This is a genomic window from Metabacillus malikii (assembly GCF_030813355.1).
Lineage (GTDB): Bacteria > Bacillota > Bacilli > Bacillales > Bacillaceae > Metabacillus > Metabacillus malikii.
Window position 1 is genome coordinate 32,659 of record NZ_JAUSUD010000017.1, and the last position, 21,687, is coordinate 54,345.

General features: G+C 38.0%; 19 protein-coding genes and 1 pseudogene. 16 read left to right on the forward strand and 4 right to left on the reverse strand.

What is annotated here, in order from left to right; genetic code table 11:
• Nucleotides 1–2: 2 nt before the first annotated feature.
• From J2S19_RS15450 to J2S19_RS15485, 9 genes and pseudogenes are all read left to right on the forward strand, one after another.
• The gene (locus J2S19_RS15450; protein WP_307343941.1) at nt 3–2,291 is read left to right on the forward strand and encodes an Ig-like domain-containing protein; all 2,289 of its coding nucleotides are present in this window, start codon (nt 3–5) and stop codon (nt 2,289–2,291) included.
• Nucleotides 2,292–2,594: 303 nt separating this feature from the next.
• Nucleotides 2,595–4,163, forward strand: a complete 1,569-nt coding sequence (locus J2S19_RS15455) for a glycoside hydrolase family 43 protein (protein ID WP_307343945.1) — start codon at nt 2,595–2,597, stop codon at nt 4,161–4,163.
• 13 nt (nt 4,164–4,176) lie between these two features.
• Nucleotides 4,177–5,307, forward strand: a complete 1,131-nt coding sequence (locus J2S19_RS15460) for a glycoside hydrolase family 88/105 protein (RefSeq protein ID WP_307343949.1) — start codon at nt 4,177–4,179, stop codon at nt 5,305–5,307.
• Nucleotides 5,308–5,329: 22 nt separating this feature from the next.
• Complete coding sequence (locus tag J2S19_RS15465; protein WP_307343952.1) at nt 5,330–6,694, forward strand: glycoside hydrolase family 28 protein; 1,365 nt, start codon at nt 5,330–5,332, stop codon at nt 6,692–6,694.
• Nucleotides 6,695–6,706: 12 nt separating this feature from the next.
• The gene (locus J2S19_RS15470) at nt 6,707–7,609 is read left to right on the forward strand and encodes a dienelactone hydrolase family protein (RefSeq protein WP_370875158.1); all 903 of its coding nucleotides are present in this window, start codon (nt 6,707–6,709) and stop codon (nt 7,607–7,609) included.
• A gap of 6 nt (nt 7,610–7,615) precedes the next feature.
• Nucleotides 7,616–8,524: pseudogene (locus J2S19_RS23730) on the forward strand (pectinesterase family protein); the annotation flags it as partial.
• Nucleotides 8,525–8,587: 63 nt separating this feature from the next.
• Nucleotides 8,588–9,271, forward strand: coding sequence for a rhamnogalacturonan acetylesterase (locus tag J2S19_RS23735; protein ID WP_370875159.1), 684 nt, complete (start codon nt 8,588–8,590; stop codon nt 9,269–9,271).
• Between the two features lie 94 nt (nt 9,272–9,365).
• Entirely contained in the window at nt 9,366–9,488 is a 123-nt protein-coding gene (locus J2S19_RS15480) for a hypothetical protein (protein WP_307343959.1), read from the forward strand.
• 761 nt (nt 9,489–10,249) lie between these two features.
• Nucleotides 10,250–10,552 (forward strand): DUF3895 domain-containing protein, encoded by a 303-nt coding sequence (locus tag J2S19_RS15485; protein WP_307343962.1) that lies wholly within the window; start codon nt 10,250–10,252, stop codon nt 10,550–10,552.
• Nucleotides 10,553–10,805: 253 nt separating this feature from the next.
• Here J2S19_RS15485 and J2S19_RS15490 read toward each other — a convergent pair whose 3' ends face one another.
• A complete protein-coding gene (locus J2S19_RS15490) occupies nt 10,806–11,258 on the reverse strand; it encodes a DUF4064 domain-containing protein (RefSeq protein ID WP_307343965.1) in 453 nt (150 codons plus the stop codon).
• A gap of 176 nt (nt 11,259–11,434) precedes the next feature.
• Entirely contained in the window at nt 11,435–12,253 is an 819-nt protein-coding gene (locus tag J2S19_RS15495; protein ID WP_307343968.1) for a carbon-nitrogen hydrolase family protein, read from the reverse strand.
• Nucleotides 12,254–12,346: 93 nt separating this feature from the next.
• Between J2S19_RS15495 and J2S19_RS15500 the strand changes: the two genes are divergently transcribed.
• The 5 genes from J2S19_RS15500 to J2S19_RS15520 all read left to right on the forward strand — a co-directional run bounded on the left by J2S19_RS15500 (nt 12,347) and on the right by J2S19_RS15520 (nt 17,677).
• Nucleotides 12,347–13,555: an alanyl-tRNA editing protein gene (locus J2S19_RS15500; protein WP_307343971.1), complete on the forward strand. Its 1,209-nt coding sequence runs from the start codon at nt 12,347–12,349 to the stop codon at nt 13,553–13,555.
• A 296-nt stretch (nt 13,556–13,851) separates the two neighbouring features.
• Complete coding sequence (locus J2S19_RS15505; RefSeq protein WP_307343974.1) at nt 13,852–14,529, forward strand: HAD family hydrolase; 678 nt, start codon at nt 13,852–13,854, stop codon at nt 14,527–14,529.
• A 123-nt stretch (nt 14,530–14,652) separates the two neighbouring features.
• Nucleotides 14,653–15,171 (forward strand): general stress protein, encoded by a 519-nt coding sequence (locus tag J2S19_RS15510; RefSeq protein ID WP_307343977.1) that lies wholly within the window; start codon nt 14,653–14,655, stop codon nt 15,169–15,171.
• Between the two features lie 237 nt (nt 15,172–15,408).
• Entirely contained in the window at nt 15,409–17,097 is a 1,689-nt protein-coding gene (locus J2S19_RS15515) for a methyl-accepting chemotaxis protein (protein WP_307343980.1), read from the forward strand.
• A gap of 190 nt (nt 17,098–17,287) precedes the next feature.
• On the forward strand, nt 17,288–17,677 hold the full coding sequence (locus tag J2S19_RS15520) for a hypothetical protein (protein WP_307343983.1): 390 nt from the start codon (nt 17,288–17,290) through the stop codon (nt 17,675–17,677).
• A 204-nt stretch (nt 17,678–17,881) separates the two neighbouring features.
• Here J2S19_RS15520 and J2S19_RS15525 read toward each other — a convergent pair whose 3' ends face one another.
• Nucleotides 17,882–18,148, reverse strand: coding sequence for a hypothetical protein (locus J2S19_RS15525; RefSeq protein WP_307343986.1), 267 nt, complete (start codon nt 18,146–18,148; stop codon nt 17,882–17,884).
• 134 nt (nt 18,149–18,282) lie between these two features.
• Between J2S19_RS15525 and J2S19_RS15530 the strand changes: the two genes are divergently transcribed.
• Complete coding sequence (locus tag J2S19_RS15530; RefSeq protein ID WP_307343989.1) at nt 18,283–18,996, forward strand: DUF421 domain-containing protein; 714 nt, start codon at nt 18,283–18,285, stop codon at nt 18,994–18,996.
• On the opposite strand, the gene J2S19_RS15535 is transcribed toward J2S19_RS15530, so the two are convergent.
• Complete coding sequence (locus J2S19_RS15535; RefSeq protein WP_307343992.1) at nt 18,993–19,658, reverse strand: SIMPL domain-containing protein; 666 nt, start codon at nt 19,656–19,658, stop codon at nt 18,993–18,995. The genes J2S19_RS15530 and J2S19_RS15535 overlap by 4 nt on opposite strands.
• A gap of 295 nt (nt 19,659–19,953) precedes the next feature.
• Between J2S19_RS15535 and J2S19_RS15540 the strand changes: the two genes are divergently transcribed.
• Entirely contained in the window at nt 19,954–21,660 is a 1,707-nt protein-coding gene (locus J2S19_RS15540) for a methyl-accepting chemotaxis protein (RefSeq protein ID WP_307343995.1), read from the forward strand.
• Nucleotides 21,661–21,687 lie beyond the last annotated feature (27 nt).

Here is a 21,687-nt window from a genome sequence, read left to right on the forward strand (position 1 = left end):
AAATGTTGAAGTGGAAACGATTTTCTAACATATTCATTGTCGTTTTATTGTTAGTTGGTATTATTGAACTCACTTTCCAACCATATGAAGCTGCAGCGAAAAATGGTGAAGAGGGAATCATTGCCTTTCCAGGTGCAGAAGGCGGTGGAATGTACGCAAGTGGCGGTCGTGGGTATGATGTATATGAAGTTACAACATTAGAAGACTACGACAAAGAAGACACTCCGATTAAGGGTTCATTTAGAGATGCTGTTAGCGAAAGTAATCGAACCATTGTTTTCCGTGTGTCAGGGACCATTCAACTAAGACAGCCTTTAAAAATAAAGCAAAAAAATCTGACCATTGCTGGTCAAACAGCTCCGGGAGACGGGATAGCTGTTGCAGGTTATGGAACAGATATCTCCGGTTCTGAAAATATCATTATACGTTACATGAGATTTCGTCCAGGAAGTACAAACATTGAAGCAGAGCCGGATGCATTTGGTGGACGTGATATAAAAAATGCAATCATCGACCATATCTCAACAAGCTGGTCTGTCGATGAAACACTATCCTTTTACCGTAATGAAAACACAACATTACAATGGAGTATCATAAGTGAAAGTCTATATATTTCGGGACATGTGAAAGGACGGCATGGCTATGGAGGGATTTGGGGCGGTGAAAATGCAACATTTGCTAATAACTTAATTGCCAGCCACACAAGTCGTCTACCAGCGCTGGGTAATACAGGAAATAAGCTAAACCCGGTGTCTAGTACCGACATGGTAAACAATGTTATTTACAATTGGGGCTTTAATTCTACCTATGGTGGCAATGACCAAGAAAATAACGTCATCAATAATTACTATAAGCCTGGTCCAGCAACACATATAAATGTAATGAACCGACTGATAAGCCCTGGCCAAAATGGACGCTCAAGCTGGTTTTATATCGAAGGAAACTATATGTATGGACATCAAGCGATTTCAGACGACAACACGCTTGGAATAGAGGACATTAAAGAAGGGACGGTTTTTTCTAAAACACCTTATGACGTGCTTGGACATGATACATTAACGATTAAATCTGCTGAACAAGCTTATCAAGAAGTCCTGGAAAAGTCAGGAGCTATACTACCACGTCGGGACGCTGTTGATGCTCGGATTGTAAACGATGTAAAAAATGGTACAGGTCGCTTCATTAATAATGAATGGGAAGTAGGAGGATACCCTAATTTAGCCTCAATTCCAGCACCAAAAGATAGTGACCATGATGGTATCCCTAATGAATGGGAGCTAGCGAATGGATTAAATCCAATTGACAAAGAAGATGGAAAAAAAATCACTGCTTCAGGCTACTCGAATTTAGAGTTATATTTAAACTCGTTAGTTGATTCAAATAAAAGGGCAGAAAATCCCGGAGTAATACTTGATTCACCAAAGTATAACGACATATATAAAGCTGGATCTAAGATAAAATTAAAGGTCAAACTGAACGATAAACGAAATATTGCCAAAGTAGAATACTACCGAAACGATATGAAAATTGGTGAAGTTTCTAATGGGAATTTTGACTATGAATGGAAAAACCCAACCGATGGGACATGGTATATAACAGCAAAGGCAATTGATAAAGATGGTAATGAAACACAAACAACGTCAATGCCGATACATGTTAATACGAAAAACAAATTGGGCGATTGGAAAACAAAGGATATTGGGAATACTCCGATAAAAGGAAATACTTCTAAGACAACTGAAGGCCTAGCTGTGAAAGGCTCTGGAAGAATTGATAAAAACGCAGACTCTTTTCACTTTGCGTATCAAAAATTTGATGGTGATGTTGAACTTATCGCACGAATTGACTCAATAACAAAGGTGGATAACAATGCTATTTCAGGTTTAATGATCAGAGAAAGCTTGAAACAAAATGCTCCTACGGCTATGGTTAGTACTTCTGTCGTTAAGGCAGATAAACAAGATACACCTTACTCGGTACATTTTTCAACTCGAAAGCATAGTGGAGAACCAATTGTTGCACCAGGTGAAAATGACCGACCAGAAGATATCGGGGTTCCATCTATTAAAGGAACTACCCTTCCTTATTGGTTAAAAATCGCTAGACAAGGTGATATCGTTTCAGGATATGCATCAGTAGATGGGATGACATGGACTGAGGTGGGGCAGATTGAGTTGAAGATGAAAGGAGATATTTATGTTGGTTTTGCAGTAGATGGTGCAAAAAATTCAAGTAAGCTTAGCCATTATAATACAGCAACCTTCTCAAATATATCACTTATAGTGAATTGAAGTAGATAAACGGAATAATCATTTCATCGGTTTTTTTGAAAATACAGTACCGACACAAAGTAATGAAGGAACCTAACATAATGATTGTAGATGAAATCGTATTAGGTAATGTATCTTTATTGATGAAAGTCATTATGTTCAGGGACAATGAACAAATTTATTTAGTGTGTTCATGGTGAGCAATATATATCTAGCATGTTTGCTCACCATCTGCACAACGCAAATGTTTTGTAAACGTTTGTCAAAAATCAAGATAAGTGTAAACGTTACCAAACAACATTATAAAAGTGAAGGAGTGTGTCTATGAAAAACATGATCCAAAATCCGATCCTAACGGGCTTTAATCCAGATCCTTGCATCATCCGTGTTGAGGATGATTATTATATTGTCACATCAACCTTCGAATGGTATCCAGGCGTTCCGGTCTATCACTCTAAGGATTTACAACATTGGCGACTTCTCACGCATATTTTAATAGACAATACAAATTTTGCAGGCAACCCGGATTCATGCAGTGTCTGGGCACCAGCCCTCAGTTATTACGACGGAATGTTTTATCTCGTCTACACAGATATGAAAAGAGGCAAATATCCATTTAAAGATGCAAACCAATATGTCATCACAGCGAAACAAATTACCGGTCCATGGTCAGAACCAATCTTCTTAAACAGTGGAAGCTTTGACCCTTCACTCTTTCATGATGATGATGGGAGGAAATGGCTATTATCTGTTTGTTGGGACTATCGTATCGAAGGAAGAAATAAATCAAATGGAATTATCATGCAGGAATATTCAGTTCAGGAAAATCGATTAATAGGTCCCATCTATAAAATCTTTGATGGTACTGAATTAAGAAAAACAGAAGCACCTCATATTTATAAACAAAATGGTTATTACTACCTCATCACAGCAGAGGGAGGTACGGGGAAAACACATGCAGTGACTGTGGCACGCTCCAAATCAATTACAGGGCCATACGAAGTAGACCCGCAAAACCCAATGCTAACATCAGCACATAATGAAAATCTTATACTCCAAAAGGCTGGTCATGCAAGCCTAGTTTGTACACAGACAAATGAATGGTTTATTGCCCATTTGTGCAGTCGTCCAATTAAAGGAAAATATTCTATCTTAGGTCGTGAAACAGCACTCCAACGAGTAAAATGGACAGATGATGGGTGGCTTCGCTTAGAAGTCTCTGGGAATGAACCACAGTTAACGGTAAAGGCACCACAACTCCCAGTACAACCATTCCCAGAAGATGAAAATGAATACGATGACTTTAATGAAACAACCTTGCATAAATCGTGGAATACATTACGTATACCTGCGAATAAGTCGTGGTATTCCTTGTCTGAACGTCCAGGATACTTAAGAATCCGTGGAGGACAGTCCCTTCATTCGTTAACAGACCAACATTTATTTGCAAGACGACAACAACACTTCAATTGCGAGGTTGAAACGAAGATAGAATTTGAGCCAGACTCATTTATGCAAATGGCAGGCTTAGTTCTATATTACAACACAGATAACTATGTATATATGTATCTCACATTTGATGAGGAAAAAGGGAAATGCCTCAGTATGATGAAATGCGTTTGGGGAGAGTTTGAGTATGTCAATCTAGGAATATCGTTATCTGAAACAAAGATTTGTAAATTAAAAGTAGATATACACGAAGATAATGTTAGTTTTTCATATGCTAGTGATGAAGGGAATTTTATCACATTGCCAGAACCTATTAGTATCGCTCATTTATCGGATGAAGGAAACGGCTTTACCGGAAACTTCGTCGGTATATGTGTCCAAGATTTACAAGGGACAAAGCGACATGCTGATTTTGATTATTTTATGTATTCTCCGAAGCAGTAAAGGAGTGAAAAAAATGGAAGGTGGACATGACATGCAAACAAAAGTACAAAACTGGGCACAACGAATGATCGATTCAGTTATTGAAAAGAGACCGCTGCTATCAACAGGTGTGTACAATGATAAATGGTCGTACGATTACGGAGTTGTATTAAAAGGAACAGAATATGTTTGGCGACAAACAGGTGAAAAGAAGTACTTTGATTACATAAAGAAAAATATGGATGCTTTCGTAGGGGAAGATGGATTGATTCGCGAATACCATATGGAAGCATTTAATATTGACCATATTAATAACGGGAAAGTATTACTTACGCTTTACAAAGAAACAGGTGAGCAAAAATATAAAAAGGCTGTGGACCTTTTACGCGAACAGCTGCGTAGACATCCACGAACAAGTGAGGGGGCGTTTTGGCATAAAAAAGTATACCCTTACCAAATCTGGCTTGATGGATTGTATATGGGTTCTCCTTTTTATGCTGAATATGTGAAGGAATTTGGAGATGAGCAAGAATTTGATGACATTGTTAAGCAATTCAAGCTCTGTGTAAAAAATACAAAGGACCCACAAACAGGTTTATTATACCACGCCTTTGATGAGAAAAAGGTTCAGCCTTGGTGTGATCCGAACACAGGACTATCAGAGAATTTTTGGGGCCGGTCAATGGGCTGGTTTGCGATGGCATTAGTAGATACGTTGCCACTTTTACCTGAAAACCACGAAGGCAGACAAACGTTGCAAACCTACCTACTTGAAACGTTGCAAGCGTTAATGACTGTTCAAGATAAAGAAACAGGTGTCTGGTATCAAGTATTAGACAAAGGTGACAAGAAAGGAAATTATTTGGAAGCATCTTCCTCCTGCATGATTTTGTATGCGATTGCAAAAGGAGTCAGACTCGGCTTTCTAACGAACGATTGGCAGGATGTCGCAAACCGAATTTACGAAGGCATTCTTACTGAATTTATTACAGTCACGAAGGAAGGCTATGTTAATTTGAATAAAGTTTGCCAAGTAGCGGGTCTTGGCGGACCGGATAATCGTGATGGAACGTTTGAATATTACATTAGCGAACCGATTATTACAAATGATTTAAAAGGTGTTGGCGCGTTTATTAAAGCCGCAGCAGAGATGGAACTATATTAGCCAGTCGGAAGGGGATTTGAGAATGGTTTCTACAATAACTTCTTATTACTATGATATAAAACAATACGGCGCAATTGGTGATGGTGCAACGATAAATACAAAGGCAATTACCCGGGCAATTGAAGCATGTGTTTCAAATGGTGGTGGCACCGTTTATGTGCCGGCAGGAAGATTCGTAACAGGTGCAATTATTCTTCAGTCAAATGTTCATTTACATTTAGAAGCGGGTGCGACACTCGCTTTCTGTCACGATGTGAATGAATATCCAGTTGTCAGGTCACGCTGGGAAGGTGTCAAACGTGAAGTCTATGCTTCTTGTATTTATGCTGAGCATGCAGAAAATATCGCAGTTACTGGCTACGGCACATTGGATGGGCAAGGCAGGTTTTGGTGGGAGTTATTTAGAAATAAAGAAAACAAGTATCCTAGACCAAAACTAGTAAGCTTTGATACGTGTAAGCATATTACAATTTCAGGTGTGAAAATGGTAGACTCACCAAGCTGGACGGTTAATCCCATTTGCTGTGAAGATATAACCGTCCATAATATAACGATCGTCAACCCAAGTGATTCACCAAATACAGATGGCATCGACCCTGAATCATGCCGCAATGTAAGGATTTCAGATTGTCATATCGATGTCGGCGATGATTGTATTGCGATAAAAGCTGGAACAGAGGATACAGCAGAACGTATCGCTTGTGAAAATATTACGATCACGAATTGTACGATGATTCATGGCCATGGTGGTGTTGTGCTAGGAAGTGAAATGAGTGGAGATATTCGAAATGTCACGGTTTCAAACTGTGTCTTTGAAGGAACAGACCGGGGCATCCGCTTAAAATCGAGACGTGGTCGCGGTGGTGTTGTCGAAGATATCCGCGTCAATAATATCGTCATGAAAAATGTCATCTGCCCATTTATCGCAAACTTATATTATTTTTGTGGACCACGTGGGAAAGAAAAATATGTCTGGGATAAAAATCCTTATCCAATTACAGAAGAAACACCATCGTTTAGACGGATCCATTTTTCTAATATAACAGCAAGAGAAGTCCATGCCGCAGCTGGCTTCCTGTATGGATTAGCAGAAAAGTATGTCGAGGATGTAACATTTAGTCAAGTTTCAGTTGCGATGGCAGAAGATGCAAAACCAGGAATGCCTGCGATGATGTCTGAGCTTGAACCGATGCAGCAGCGTGGCTTTTATTGTGGTAATGTTGCAAACATTGAATTTCGCCAAGTTACCGTTAGTAATCATCAAGGGCCAGCTTTCTATGTCGAAAATGGCCGTGACATCGAATTTCATCAATGTAAGGCAAAGCAGGCGAAAACAGATGATATGCTGATTGAGCTAAAAAATGTAACGGTATCAAAGGGTGAGTAACAGATGAGCGCTATGAATAAACGTCGTGAAAAACTATTTGAGCTACTCGGTGACTTACCAGATGCCAACAGACCAATTTCAGTTACAAAAATGGCTGAACAACAAATTGATTCTTTTATACTCGAAACATTGCTACTAGACTTAAACGGTCTCGAGCAAGTGCCTGCCTACTTTGCACGGCCAATTGAAGGGGAAGGAAAGAGACCAGTTGTACTTTTCAACCATTCGCACGGAGGTCAATATGATGTTGGCAAAACAGAGCTTTTAAAAAGCAGTCATTACCTTCAGCAGCCATCCTATGCAAAGCAATTAACCGATATGGGCTATGGCGTTTTATGCATCGATGCATGGGGGTTTGGTGAACGACGAGGGAAAGCCGAAAGCGAAATGTTTAAAGAAATGCTCTGGAAAGGTCAGGTTATGTGGGGAATGATGGTCTATGACAGCATGCGTGCAGTCGACTATCTCCTTACAAGAGAAGATGTTGAACCGACAAAAATAGCCACAGTCGGGATGTCAATGGGAGGCTTAATGGCCTGGTGGCTAGCAGCTCTCGATGACCGAGTTCAAGTCTGCATTGACATCTGTGGCCAAGTTGATGCAGAAACATTGATTCGTGCTCGTGGACTTGACCACCATGGCTTTTATTCCTATGTACCGAAGCTCGTTAAATATTTTCAAACAGCTGAAATTCAACAATGTATTGCTCCACGCCCTCATTTAAGTGTTGTCGGTAATCATGACCGACTCACACCTTATGAAGGCTTAAACAAAATCGACCATGCTTTAACATCATATTATGAGGAACTTGGTTACCGAGAACATTGGCAAATGGTACGTTACGGTTGTGGCCATATTGAAACAACAAGCATGCGTAAAGACGTTTGCTCATTTTTACAAAACTATTTAGGGTGATGAATCATGATTGTAGCGAGTGACGGAAGTGGCGATTTCACAACAATTCAAGAAGCATTAAACCGAATACCAAACGATAACCAACAGCAAATCACAATTCAAGTGAAAGAAGGAGTTTATAAGGAAAAGCTTCTCATCGATAAACCATTTGTAACTTTAGAAGGCATTGCAAGAGAAAAGGTGAAAGTTACCTATGACGATTATGCATTAAAACTAGACCAATCAGGTGAAAAGCTTGGAACATTTGGCTCATTCACAGTACTTATAACAGGTGAGCATTTCACTGCGAAAAACATCACCTTTGAAAATGCTGCAGGCAGTGGTCATATTGTTGGTCAAGCAGTTGCTGTTTACGTTGATGCAGACAAGGTACAATTTGATAACTGTGCACTCCTCGGGCATCAGGATACACTTTTTATAGGACCATTGCCACCTAAACCAATCGAAGGAAATAAATTCGGCGGTCCACGTGACGGCATGGAACGAATCGTTGGAGAAAGCTATTTCCATCGTTGTTACATCGAAGGCGACATCGATTTTATTTTTGGTTCCGGAAAAGCTGTTTTTGAAGCTTGTGAAATTTTCAGCCTCAACCGTAATCAAGAAATAAATGGATATATTACCGCAGCTTCAACTCCAGCAGGCGAGAACTATGGCTTTGTATTTAGAGATTGCCGTCTAACTAGTAATGCTCCTGCCGAAACAGTCTATTTAGGAAGACCTTGGCGTGATCATGCCAAAACAATTTTTATCAACTGCTGGATGGGACCTCATATAAAAAAAGAAGGCTGGCACAATTGGGATAAACAACGAGCAGAGCAAACAACCTTATATGGAGAATTTAAAAGTAAGGGCCCAGGCGGAGATAGTAGGTATCGTGTCAATTGGGCGAAACAGCTCACAGATGAAGAAGCAACAGCTTATGAGATTGATGTCATTTTCGGTCATGAAAATTGGCCTACGATTAGAAAAAATGATATTCCTACAATTTATTTAGCAGGTGATTCAACGGTAGAAAATATTAGCACGGATAGACAGACAACACAACAAGGCTGGGGACAGCAGCTTCCTACATTTTTTAAAGAAGACATCAAAATTATCAACAAAGCAATGGGCGGACGCAGCACAAAAAGCTTTATCAATGAAGGTCGCCTCCTCGACATCATTGAATCGATCCAAAAAAATGATTACTTATTCATCCAATTTGGACACAACGACCAAAAGCTAGAAGACCCATCAAGAGGAACGGAACCATGGAGCACCTACCAAATGTACCTAACTCTATTTATTGAAGCAGCACGTGAAAAAGGTGCAACACCCATTCTCGTCACACCTGTAAATCGTCGCAGCTTTGAAAATGGCAAACTCATCAATTCACTCGGCGATTACCCTAAAGCAATGCGGGAACTTGCAGCTAACTTACACGTCCCACTCATCGACTTATTCGAAAAATCAAGAACCTTATATGAAATTTTAGGGGAAGAAAATACAAAGCAACTCTTTATCTGGTATGAACAACAACATAACGACACACCACCCGACAACACCCATTTCGGTGAACACGGCGCAAAAATCATCGCAGAACTTGTTATCGATGGAATACTAGAATTAGAACTTGATATATGTCAGTACCTTATAAATGAGGAGTTAAAAGTAAATTAGTTGTTTAAGAGGCATAGTACCATCCAAAGAGAGGTTTTTCTTTGGGTGGTTTTTTAGTGCTTGATTATGTATATATGGTTTTGGAGTTTCATTGATGTGGAGTGGGAGAGTAGATGGTTTTTATGAGGGTGATGAAGGTCGAGTTGCTGGTGATAGACAAGTAGAAATGGTCTTCATAAAGGTGATGAGGACCAAAATACAGGTGATAGACCAGTAGAAATGGTCTTCATAGAGGTGATGAAGCCCAAAATACTGCGGTAGGAAATTAGAAATGGTCTTCATAGAGGTGATGAAGCCCAAAATACTGCGGTAGGAAATTAGAAATGGTCTTCATAAAGGTGATGAGGACCAAAATGCAGGTGATAGACCAGTAGAAATGGTCTTCATAAAGGTGATGAGGACCAAAATGCAGGTGATAGACCAGTAGAAATGGTCTTCATATAAGTGATGAAGCCCAAAATACTGCGGTAGGGAATTAGAAATGTTCTTCATAGAGGTGATGAAGCCCAAAATACTGCGGTAGGAAATTAGAAATGGTCTTCATAAAGGTGATGAAGCCCAAAATGCTGTGGTAGGAAATTAGAAATGGTCTTCATAGAGGTGATGAAGCCCAAAATACTGCGGTAGGAAATTAGAAATGGTCTTCATAAAGGTGATGAAGCCCAAAATACTGTAGTAAGAAATTAGAAATGGTCTTCATGAAGTTAATGAGGACTAAAATGAGTCAATAGAAAAGATGAATTAGTCTTCATAATGAAACAGCATCTATTAATCGTGTCCAATAAAAATTAGACTTTCCGTCATGGTGAAACGAAAATCCAAACGCTCCCATCAAAACCCTTCTTCATCCCTCAATAAAACCGAAAACATAAGCCCATAATCACCAGCATGAATAAAACAATGAAATAATTTCCCCCTTACCTATCGAATATATGTTTGTTATAATTGTGAAAAGCAAAATACACAGGAAGTGAACGCATGGACCAAATTTCCTTTGATGATTTATTAATGGAAGACACAATTGAGGAGAAGAAACCGAAAAATGAATCTCCATTGCATACAAAAGTTAGCTCCATTTTAAAAGTTGGAGAAAATAGTGCGCTTGAAATATGTGAGCAATTAATAGAAGAAGGGTATCTATCTAAAGAGAGATTTTCTACAAATAAACCAAAAGCGTATGGACAGGTTTGTATTATATTAGAAGATCTAGTGAAACAAGGCAAACTTGTATTTGTGAAAGAATTAGAGAAAACTGACCGCGTTTATGAGATGCGAGGCTAATTGCAGTTGCAAAATAGCTTCGTTTTTTTATGTTAAGATTTTTAGGAGGAAAAATGAAAGTGATACTTGAGATTAGACATTTGGCTAGTAGTTTCATATAAATGAGTTTGCTCTGCTAAGTTGTCATGGTGGTTTATTCTAAGTACGGTACTCGCTTATCCAATCCAATTTTGAACTAACGAAATACAAAAGGGCCAGACCCTTTAACAAGAGTCTGACCAGTATGATGTTACTCATTGTCTACTATTCAAAATTAAGCTTGTATCGTGTTTTCGTTGTTTAGATGCTTAGAACGTTTGACGAATATCATGATTCCAGCTGTAATTAATAATGCCGGTATAACAACTGTTAAAATTGATAGAACACCAATGATAATAAACATGACAGCTGCTGCACGAGGGGCTTTTTTCATGATGAAAACGCCGATGACATTTAATAAAAGAGCAATACCCGTTGCGATAAGACTTATACTTATAAACCCTTTCATAGTTGATATAAACCCTGTTTGAAATTCCTCAAAGGTCAAATCTTCCGCTTCTAAATTTGCTTGAATGGTTGGATCTGTACTATAAAATTCGGAAATCAAATCTTTAACCTCTGGGCTGTCTGCTTGAGAAAATACTACTAGTCCGAGTAGTAAACCTAGCAAAAGTAATACACTAGAGATAATTGATAATATTTTTGGAACTTTCAAGTTTAATGCCATTATTCCACCTCATAAATTTAATTAACTTATCTTTATTATATATATGTTAAATCTATAAATCTACCATTCTATACAAATTGTGGATATTTCCCTATTCTACTATATCTGATTTTGTCAAAGTTACTTTATTATCGGTAGGAAAGTATAGTAAAAAAGCTGCCCGGTACTAGACAGCTTTATTGTTTAGATATGGTATAAATATCATTTCGCCGATGTGCCAACAGGGGGAGTTCTTTTCTTACCTTTTTAACCAAGCTCCTGTCAAGGTTGGCAATTAATAGGTTCTCTTTTTCGTCTAATTTCTCGACGATGTCTCCCCATGGTGAGACAACGAGTGAGTGTCCGTATGATATATAACTAGCCTGTTTATCTCTTGCTGGTGCTGCACCAATCATGAAAACTTGATTGTCTAAAGCCCTGTTTCTGAATAAAATCTCCCAATGTGCCGGTCCTGTCGTCATATTAAAGGCAGCCGGGACGACAATTATCTCTGCTCCTTCATCAACCATTAGTCTTGCTAATTCTGGGAATCGTAAATCATAGCAAATGCAAAGACCGATTTTTCCGAATTCTGTATTGAATACAGTCACATTATTTCCTGGTGTTAGTGTTTCAGATTCTTTAAACGTCTGCCCACCATCAACATCAATATCAAATAAATGCATTTTTCGGTGTTTCGCAATGTTCTCACCGTGACGGTTAAAAACGTATGAAGTATTGTACACGTTCTCCTCGTCATCCTTTTCCGGCATAGAACCAGCAACAAGATAAATAGCATACTCCTTTGCAATAGAAGCTAACTGTGTGAAACTTTCTCCACCATCTCGTTCGGCATAAATTGGGAAGTTTTTTGTTTCGTAAGGACAGCAAAACATCTCAGGAAGGACTACTAAATCAACGGCTTTTGCTGCTGCTCTTTCAATAAAGGATTTCGCATGTGCAATATTTTTAAGCTTGTCTTCTCCAACATGCATTTGGACGACTGCTATTTTCATTTCATTCAACTCCTTTTCATTATCATAACCTATGCAAAGTGTAAGTTACCAATCAATACGTTATACTATAACCAAAATTGATAAAGGTTTGTGATGAATTTGGAAACAAGAAAACTATTTTATGAAGACCAATATGTTAGGGCTTTTACGACAGAGGTTCTAAAGCAGGATAAGGATGAGCAAGGGAGGAACTATGTAACGTTAGCTGAAACGGCCTTTTACCCAACCGGGGGCGGGCAACCACATGATATTGGCACATTAAATGGGGTAATCGTTTACGATGTTGAAGAGGTGGATAAAGAAATCCGGCACTTTGTAAAATCTCCAATTGAGGTCGGGGCTGAATGCGATGGAGAAATTGAGTGGAGCCGCCGCTTTGATCATATGCAGCAGCACGCTGGTCAGCATATTTTATCAGCGGTTTTTGAGGACAACTTTGGCTATCAAACAATTAGTTTTCATTTAGGGAAAGAGCTATGTACGATAGACTTACATGTAGATAAGCTCACTGAAGATGAAATACATACAGTTGAGCAACTGGCAAACGATATCATTGCAAAGAATCTCCCTATTGAGGCAAAGTGGGTATCTAACGAGGACCTTGCGAACTATCGATTACGAAAAAAATTATCTGTATCTGAAAACATTCGCCTCGTCATCATCGAAAATGTTGATTACAATGGCTGTGGCGGAACACATCCAAGCTCTACCGGGCAAGTAGCAATGATAAAAATTCTTGGCTTTGAAAAACAAAAAGGACATATCCGCCTACAATTCGTGTGTGGTAACCGAGTCCTTAAGCAACTTGATGAAAAGCATCAGGTCATTCAAAGCTTAACAACGAAATTAAATGCTCCACAACAGCAACTTGCAGAAGCAGCAAACCGCGTATTGCAGCATACAAAAAGTCTCGAAAAAACTGTTGAAGATTTAAGAACAGAACTTATCGAATACAAAGCAGAAAAATATATGCTCAATGCTGAAGCACTTAATAATAAAAAGGTCATTAAAGCTATTATTAAGAATGGTACAATCTCAGAACTACAGCAAATGGCACGAACGATTCAAGCAATGGCGGATAACACAATTATGCTCTTTATTAACGAACAGGAAGACAAGCTACAAATGGTATTAGCTAAAACTGACGACATCGAGAACGATATGAATCAATTAATCAAACAACTCCTTCCTCTCATTAATGGTAAGGGTGGAGGCAACAAAGCACTAGCACAAGGTGGCGGTGAGAAAATTATGACAGCTACTGAATTGATGGGACAGGTCGTTGCGCTGGTTTGTCATTAGGGAAATATGAAAAAAATGGGTCTGATTTCGCGATTTAATTTTAATTGTGGGGGACACCCATCTCTTCTCTCATGATACAAGTGCGATAAGCAAAGATTCAAGATATAGATCATCATGATTAATAGTGCCGTATCAACCTCAGCATTAGATTAATGCTGGTTATGTAAAATCACTGTATTAGGATAAAGAAAGCTAGTTATGTCCGAAAACATAACTAGCTTTTTATATTAAAGGAGTTCCCTCTCTCTTTAGCGAATCTATTGAAAAAGACTAGTTTAATAGAAGAGGAGACCGAGATGAAAAACTATAAAGTAATTTTATTCGACTTAGATGGAACACTAACAGACCCAAAAGAAGGAATAACAAAATCTGTTGAATATGCTCTGAAACGGATGGGGATTGATGAGCCGAATTTAGATAACCTTGAATGTTTTATCGGACCGCCATTACATGTCTCATTTGCAGAATATTATGGGTTTAGTGAAGCCGAGATTAGTAAGGCGACCGCTTTGTACCGCGAGAGATTTAAAGAGAAGGGCATGTATGAAAATGTGCCATATGATGGTATTCAAAAGCTGTTAGCTGAATTACAGCAACAAGGCTATCGACTAGCAGTTGCTACTTCAAAACCGACTGTATTTGCCAAAACAATCGTAGACTACTTTCAAATTGGACAATACTTTGAACATATCGTCGGAAGTAATTTAGATGGAACTCGATCCGCAAAGGCTGAAATCATTCAATACATCATTGCCGAATACGGCGAGTATGATTTGAACGATTTTATTATGATTGGTGACAGGAAGCATGATTTAATTGGTGCGAATCAGGTAGGCATTGACGCAATGGGCGTAACATATGGTTATGGCGACATTGAAGAGTTGCAAGCTTGTAATCCTACATATATCGCTAATACTGTGGAACAAGTTGGTGAGATTTTATTGAGGAATCAACAACAATTATTGCTTAGGTGAGAGGAGGATTTTGTCGAATGACAGATTTTTTGTGAAAGTTGGGAGATTTTTTCTAGAAGTTGAGTGATTTTTTAAAAAAGTTGACAAATTATTTGCAAAAGTTTACAGATTTGAGGTAATCCAATGAAAACAAAACTAGCTAAAAGGCTGTCCTATCTATATACAGGGGAATTAACAGCTACAATCGCCTTCATTTTCTTAAGTATTCTTGTGCATTTTACTTATCCTTCGTTGCACTTATACCATTTAATCAGCTTTTGTGTTTCATTCTTTTTCTTAGAATTTCTGCTTATTCAAGGTACGTTCTATTGGTATACGAAATGGAAACGGCTTAAGCATGAGAATACATCGATTACACCGATTGAAGTTGTAAAAAGAATGAAAGGCTTTATGAAATGGAATGTTCTGTTCATAATCATCACACCATTCACATTCATTGTTGACTATCTCCGCTTTTCGGATAGGTTACCTTTTAATGGTTTCCTTCTAGTAGGCTTCATTTACCTTTTTGCGATTCTTGAGTATATCAATTATTACTATTACCAGCTAATGTACGATAATCAAGACGATTTAGCACATTTAAAAAGAACAAAGCGATTAAAACGAGCATCTTTAAGTAAAGATTTTGACCGTTTACATTAGAATAATAGTAAAAAATACTCTATTTAGTGGGGCTCCTTACAAATTACAAGGGCCCTATTCTATCCCCATCTATCCCTCAGAAAGTGATGCTACAATGCGTGGATCGCTCTCTCCATAATATTTCAGTCAGAACGATATATTTTACTTTTCTGTAAACAAGTAGTAAATTCGACCGATATAAGAAAGGGGACTATTTCCTCTAAGGGGTCATGATGTTTTTGGAAGGAGATTTATTACTTGAAAATAAAAACAAAACTACTAATAATCGTTACCATCTTAATTCTCACAATAATCGGATTAGGTATTTTTTCAGGGGCGGTTATAGAATCAACAAATAAACAAAATGAACTGTTGAAAAATCAAATGGAAACTCAAAAGCTAGTCAAACATGTCCAATATCGGATTGCTGGACTTTCGAATGATGAACGTGCATTTATCATTACGGGTGATGATGAATACACAACAGGGATGGAAGAAAAGGCAAAAGATATTGAGAAAACAATAGAAGACATTCAAAAAATTGTAGAAAGTCCTAAATTAATCGAAGCAGTTGCAACATTATCCCAAGATTTCGAGTTGTTTTGGGAGATGAATCAAAACGTAATTAGCACGTATGAAGCAGATCCAGATGCCGCAAAAAGTCTACATTTTAATGAAGAAAGAACGTTAAGGAAGGAAGTATTAGACCCTGCTGTAAATGCGGTTGTTTCAGATATTGACCAGTCTGTTCAGCACTTGATTACGGAAAATGAAGCGAATGCAAAAACGAATAATCTTATATTACTACTGACCACAATCATTTCATCCGTAGTTGGCGTAATGTTAAGTATCCTATTATTGAAGTCTATTTTAGGACCGTTACACATGTTGAATAAGCAAATGGATGATATCGCGAATGGGGAGGCAGATTTAACGAAACGCGTTGAGTTCAAAGGGAAAAATGAATTTGGACAACTAGCAAATTCGTTTAATCGTTTTGTCGATTCATTGAGAGCAATGATTGTTCAAATCGGTGTTTCTTCTACACATGTAGCGAGTTCAGCTGAACAGCTTTCTGCAAGTACAATTCAATCAGAAGAGAGTACAAGACAAGTTTCTTCAACAATGCAAGCAATTGCTGCTAGCAGTGAAGTGCATCATAGTTTAACGGAAAGCAGTCGTAACGCTGTTCAAGCTTCACTTCAAAACTTAGCGGATGTAGCAAATAATTCAAATCATGTAGCAGACATCTCCAATACGATGAATAAAAAGGCTGAAAATGGGACAAATCTTGTGAAGAAATTGGTTGACCATATCGAAACGGTCCATCAATCAGTCGAATTAGCGATACAAGGTGTGCAATCATTTGTGACAAGTGCAGCGGAAATCAAGGACATGTCAAAATTAATTACCGATATTTCTTCGCAAACCAATCTATTAGCATTAAATGCCGCTATAGAAGCTTCCCGGGCAGGAGAACAAGGGAAAGGCTTTGCGGTTGTTGCAGAGGAAATTCGCAAATTAGCAGATGAAACGAATGTATCTGCGAGTAAAATTGAGAACCTCGTTGCGACGATACAGCAGGATTCATCAGAAACAGTACAAACAATAGGGTTCGTAAAAGAAAATGTTTCATCGAGTCTTGAATTTTCAGAGTTGACTGTTCGTGAATTCCAAGCGATAATGACTGCGATTGAACAGGTCACATCACAAGTTCAGGAAGTTGCAGCGATGACTCAGCAGATCACCTCTGATTTTGAAGCGACTGATAAAGCAATGGAGGAAATGTCAAAGGGTTCTAGGGAAACATTAGCAAGCACTGAAAATGTAGCAGCTGCTACGGAAGAACAGTTAGCATCTATTGAAGAAGTTGCGAAAACAACGAGTACATTATCAGAACTAGCAACTGATTTGGAAGCAATTGTTGGAAGATTTAAAGTTTCATAAGTACTAGAACACATGCCGCTTTGTGAGCGGCATGTGTTTTTAATGTTGGTTAAGTAGTTATAAAATTTCGTTTAGTGTCTTATACTTTTTGGGTTTGTTCAAGGTGCATGTGCTTTTCTTATTTTCTCTGGAATAATTGCAAGGTTCCCTCAATATGATGAACTAACTTAGCAGAAAGCGGGGGAAACCAGTGAAGCTTGAAAATACAATTGTTACTAGAGAAAAATTAGCCTATTATGTTCAACTAAATCGTAAGAAAAAGGAAATTGAGTCAGAATTGAATAACCTTAAAAAAGAGTTCCATGATTATTTCGATCAGATGGTTGGAAAACAAATGAAAGGTGAAGTCGTGATAGGCGATTATAAGCTGCAAAGACAAATTAGAAAAACAGAAAAGTTCGAACAAGAGGCAACGGTTGCAAAGTTAGAGTCACTACATATGGATGAGCTCATCCAAAAAAGACCTGATGAAGCGAAAATAAAATCCGCATTAGAATTAGGCTTGTTAAAGGAGAATGATTTAGCAGGGTGTGTTCAAGACGTTATTTCACCAGCGATTTCTGTTAAAGAATTAAAATAATGCACTACCCGAGGGTGACTTAAAATGTATGGAATTTTTTTGAGTCACCCACAATAAAAACAGGAACACTGCAAAAGAATTAGTGGCGCACCTCTAACAGATAATCCGCATTTTTAATATACCCTTTAAATTAATTTAAAGGGTATAAACCCCTGTCAAAGACCTAGATCCAGTTCATTACCGTTTATCATTCCGCCAAAAAAGTCATATAGGAAATTTTTCGTTCTTTCCTAACCATAATTTTTCTGACAAGATGAATGCAAGTGAACCACAAATAATAAATGGTATCAAGTCACTTGAAAATGGAAATTGCTGTCCAAAAGTTACTTCTTGAGTTAAGTTTTCAATTTCATCCATATTAAAGGCTGAAAAATCGGGGGTATACATTAATGTTAGGATAAACCCAGATATGTATTGATAAGCAACATATAACAACATGAAGCTAGCAAGAAATACAATATATTTTTTCAAATTAACCACCTCACTCCTATTTTACCACATTTATCTAAAAATTACGTATATAGGTAAAAGTGGAAGCGCTGTATAATTTAATCGATTTCATACAAAGTTAATAGAGTAACGATTAACTTCAGGAGCTGTGTGAAATGGTTGATATGAAGGATATATTACTAGTAATAGGGAGAATCTTTACTATATTACCTTTATTATTAGTAGCAACATTATTTATGGGAAAGCGCTCGATTGGAGAACTGCCAGTATTTGATTTTTTAGTGATTATTACACTTGGTGCTGTAGTCGGTGCTGATATTGCCGACCCGGAAATTGAGCATTTGCCGACTGCTGTCACAGTGATAGTGTTAGCTGCTTTCCAAAAGATGATATCAAAACTGATCATACGTTATCGAAAAGTAGGTAGACTACTAACATTTGAACCGACAATTGTCATCGTTAACGGAACATTTATTAATAAAAATTTAAAGAAAATCCAATATTCATTAGATAATCTTTTATCTATGCTTAGAGAGAAGGAAATATTTGATGTATCAACTGTTCAGTTAGGAATTATCGAACCAAATGGAAACCTCTCCATCTTTAAGAAGGATGAATATACTTCGGTAACTCGTCAGGATTTCAAGCTTCAGACTGGTGCAAATCAAGTGTCATATCCTGTCATTATCGAAGGAAAGGTTGATAAAAGCACATTACACTATTTTAAAGTTGAAGAAACCTGGCTATTTGAGCGGCTCAAAAAACAAGGGTTGAAGGTGGATGAGATTTTCTATGCATCATTAAATGCAAATCTTGACTTACATTTATCACCGAAAACAAATGAAATGCCCCAGTCAATAAACCACTAAAAATATTCGAATGTTGCTGTTACAAACGAATGAAGTATGATTTGACCAGATTGGATCGGAGGGACAGCTGCTGAAAAGCTTTGGTATGAACCTTGGAATGGCTGAATCTGTTGTTTCAATTCTTCAGTTACGATAATAGGAATTGGATTTAACGTCACACCGATTGTTTGCGCAATTTCGATTGCTTTCCCCTTTGCATGTAGAATGGCTTTCTTTAATGCTTGCTTTTCGAACTGTTCAGGGTTTGAGATTCGGAATTGCAAATCCTCTGTATAGTTTGCTCCACTTTCAATTGCCACTCGGTACAAATCTCCAATAATCGTTAGGTCATTAACAAGCACCTGGAAAAAGTGCTCGACACTATACCCTCGCAATGTTTGAATTCCATCAACATAATTATATTGCGGACGCACGACATACTGTGAAGTTTGGATATTCTGAGGCGGAATGCCAAGCTGGTGAAGGGCAAAAACAATTCGATTAGACACGTCAGCATTTTCTTGTTGGGCAACTTGCAAGTTAGGCCGTTCGGTCGTGACACCTACTCTCAATAATGCTTCATCTGGGTTAACGATGACAATTCCTTCGCCACCTACGGTTACTACGTTTGTGTGCGGCTGCTTGCGTTGTGGATTACGATACGGTGTATGTTGATATTGCATGCTTGATTCATCCTTTCTGAATAGAAATCCCTTTATTCTATTAATAGAAGTACTGTATTAGTACTGGTGATGCGTCATAACTGAGCAATGTAGAAGATTAGTTTTTATCCGTTTTTAACAGTCCTAATTCCTAAACCATTATTCTAATCGTAGTCATATGACATATTTGCACAAGAATGGATAAAAAGAATTAATAATGGGGTATGAAACTGAAGTCGACAATGAAATTTATACAACAAAAGACCTAAAAAATATAAAAATATTGTCGATATAACGAGTGAAGGAGTGGAACTGGATGAAAGCATTTAATTTTCGTAATCTAAAAATCGGTTGGAAATATGGCATTATATTAGCTATTTTATTCATTTTATTTGGTGCATCAACAGCATTTGTTTTAAAATTAGTCAGTGATGTAGGCGGTAACATTGATGAACTAGAAAGACGCTCAGAACGTGCTGTTAACGTAACAGAAATGGGTTCTGTCACAAGGGCAAAGTATATACGGATTTTACAATATAATCAAAAACCCGGGCTCGATTTTTTAAATCAATTTGAAGAGCAACGTGCCATCTATGATGAGCTTGAGGCTGAACTTATTGGGAAAATGGATACAGACGCACAAAAGAGCCTGTATGAAAAGATTATTGATAATGATAAAGAAATGAGCGAAATATTTACAAAAGATTTAGTAGCTGCAAAGAATAATGTAGATGAACTTAAAGTGGCAAACATAATTAGCCAATTAAATGATATTCAGCTAGAAACAGTTGCCTATTTAGATGAATTACGAGCAACGGTAAATGAAGAACGTGATTTAGCAGTATCAGAAGCAAAGGAAAGCCAAGTATTAGTAGGAGTAGTTCTATTCATCTCAATGGTACTATCGATAATAATTGGTGCTATCCTAACGCTCTTGGTTAGCCGGAACGTTTCAAAAGGCTTAAATAAAGTTGTGAAAGTTGCTAATCAAGTTGCAGATGGTAATCTTGCAGTAGAAAAAATTTCTTATAATGGCAAGGATGAAATTGGCCAACTAGTTGGAGCAGTGAATACGATGAGCGGAAACCTTCGCACTATTATTCAGCAAGTGTCAGGGATATCCGGTACATTAACGAGTCATAGCGAAGAATTAACACAATCATCAAACGAAGTAAAAGAGGGAACACAGCAAGTAGCAAGTACAATGCAGGAATTAGCGTCAGGTTCAGAATCACAAGCAAGTCAAGCAACAAAGCTTTCGTCTACAATGGATGCGTTTTCTGTTAAGATGGATGAAGCAAATTCCTTTGGGGAAATGATCGCCCAATCGTCTACTGGAGTTGTCGATATGACGAATGAAGGTGGAGAGCTAATGGAAACGTCTGTTAAGCAGATGGGAGCAATCGATCAAATTGTACAAGATGCAGTTCAAAAGGTGAGAGGATTGGACCAAAAGTCACAAGAAATCTCAAACTTAGTTCAAGTTATTAAAGACATTGCAGAACAAACAAATCTCTTAGCATTAAATGCAGCAATTGAAGCGGCACGTGCAGGTGAACATGGTAGAGGCTTCGCAGTCGTTGCAGATGAAGTTCGCAAGCTTGCAGAACAAGTCACAGCTTCTATCGGCGACATTACGAATATCGTAACGAGTATTCAAGCGGAATCAACAGATGTAGCTGAATCACTTCAAGGTGGGTACAAAGAGGTTGAAAAAGGTACGAACCAAATTAAATCAACAGGTACGATGTTCTCAGAAATTAAACAAGCGATAAATGAGATGGTACAACATGTAAATAAAATAACGGGAAATTTATCAGAGATGTCAGCTGATAGCAGAGACATGGTTACTTCGATTCAAGAAATAGCTTCTGTTTCTGAAGAAGCCGCTGCAGGTGTTGAACAAACCGCTGCGTCAACACAACAAACAAGCAGTTCAATGGACGAGGTTGCAAGAAGTTCAGAAGAGTTAGCAAAACTTGCTGAATCTTTAAACGAAGTAGTCCGTACTTTTAAATTGTAGTAATATACAAAGAGGGTAACATAATGG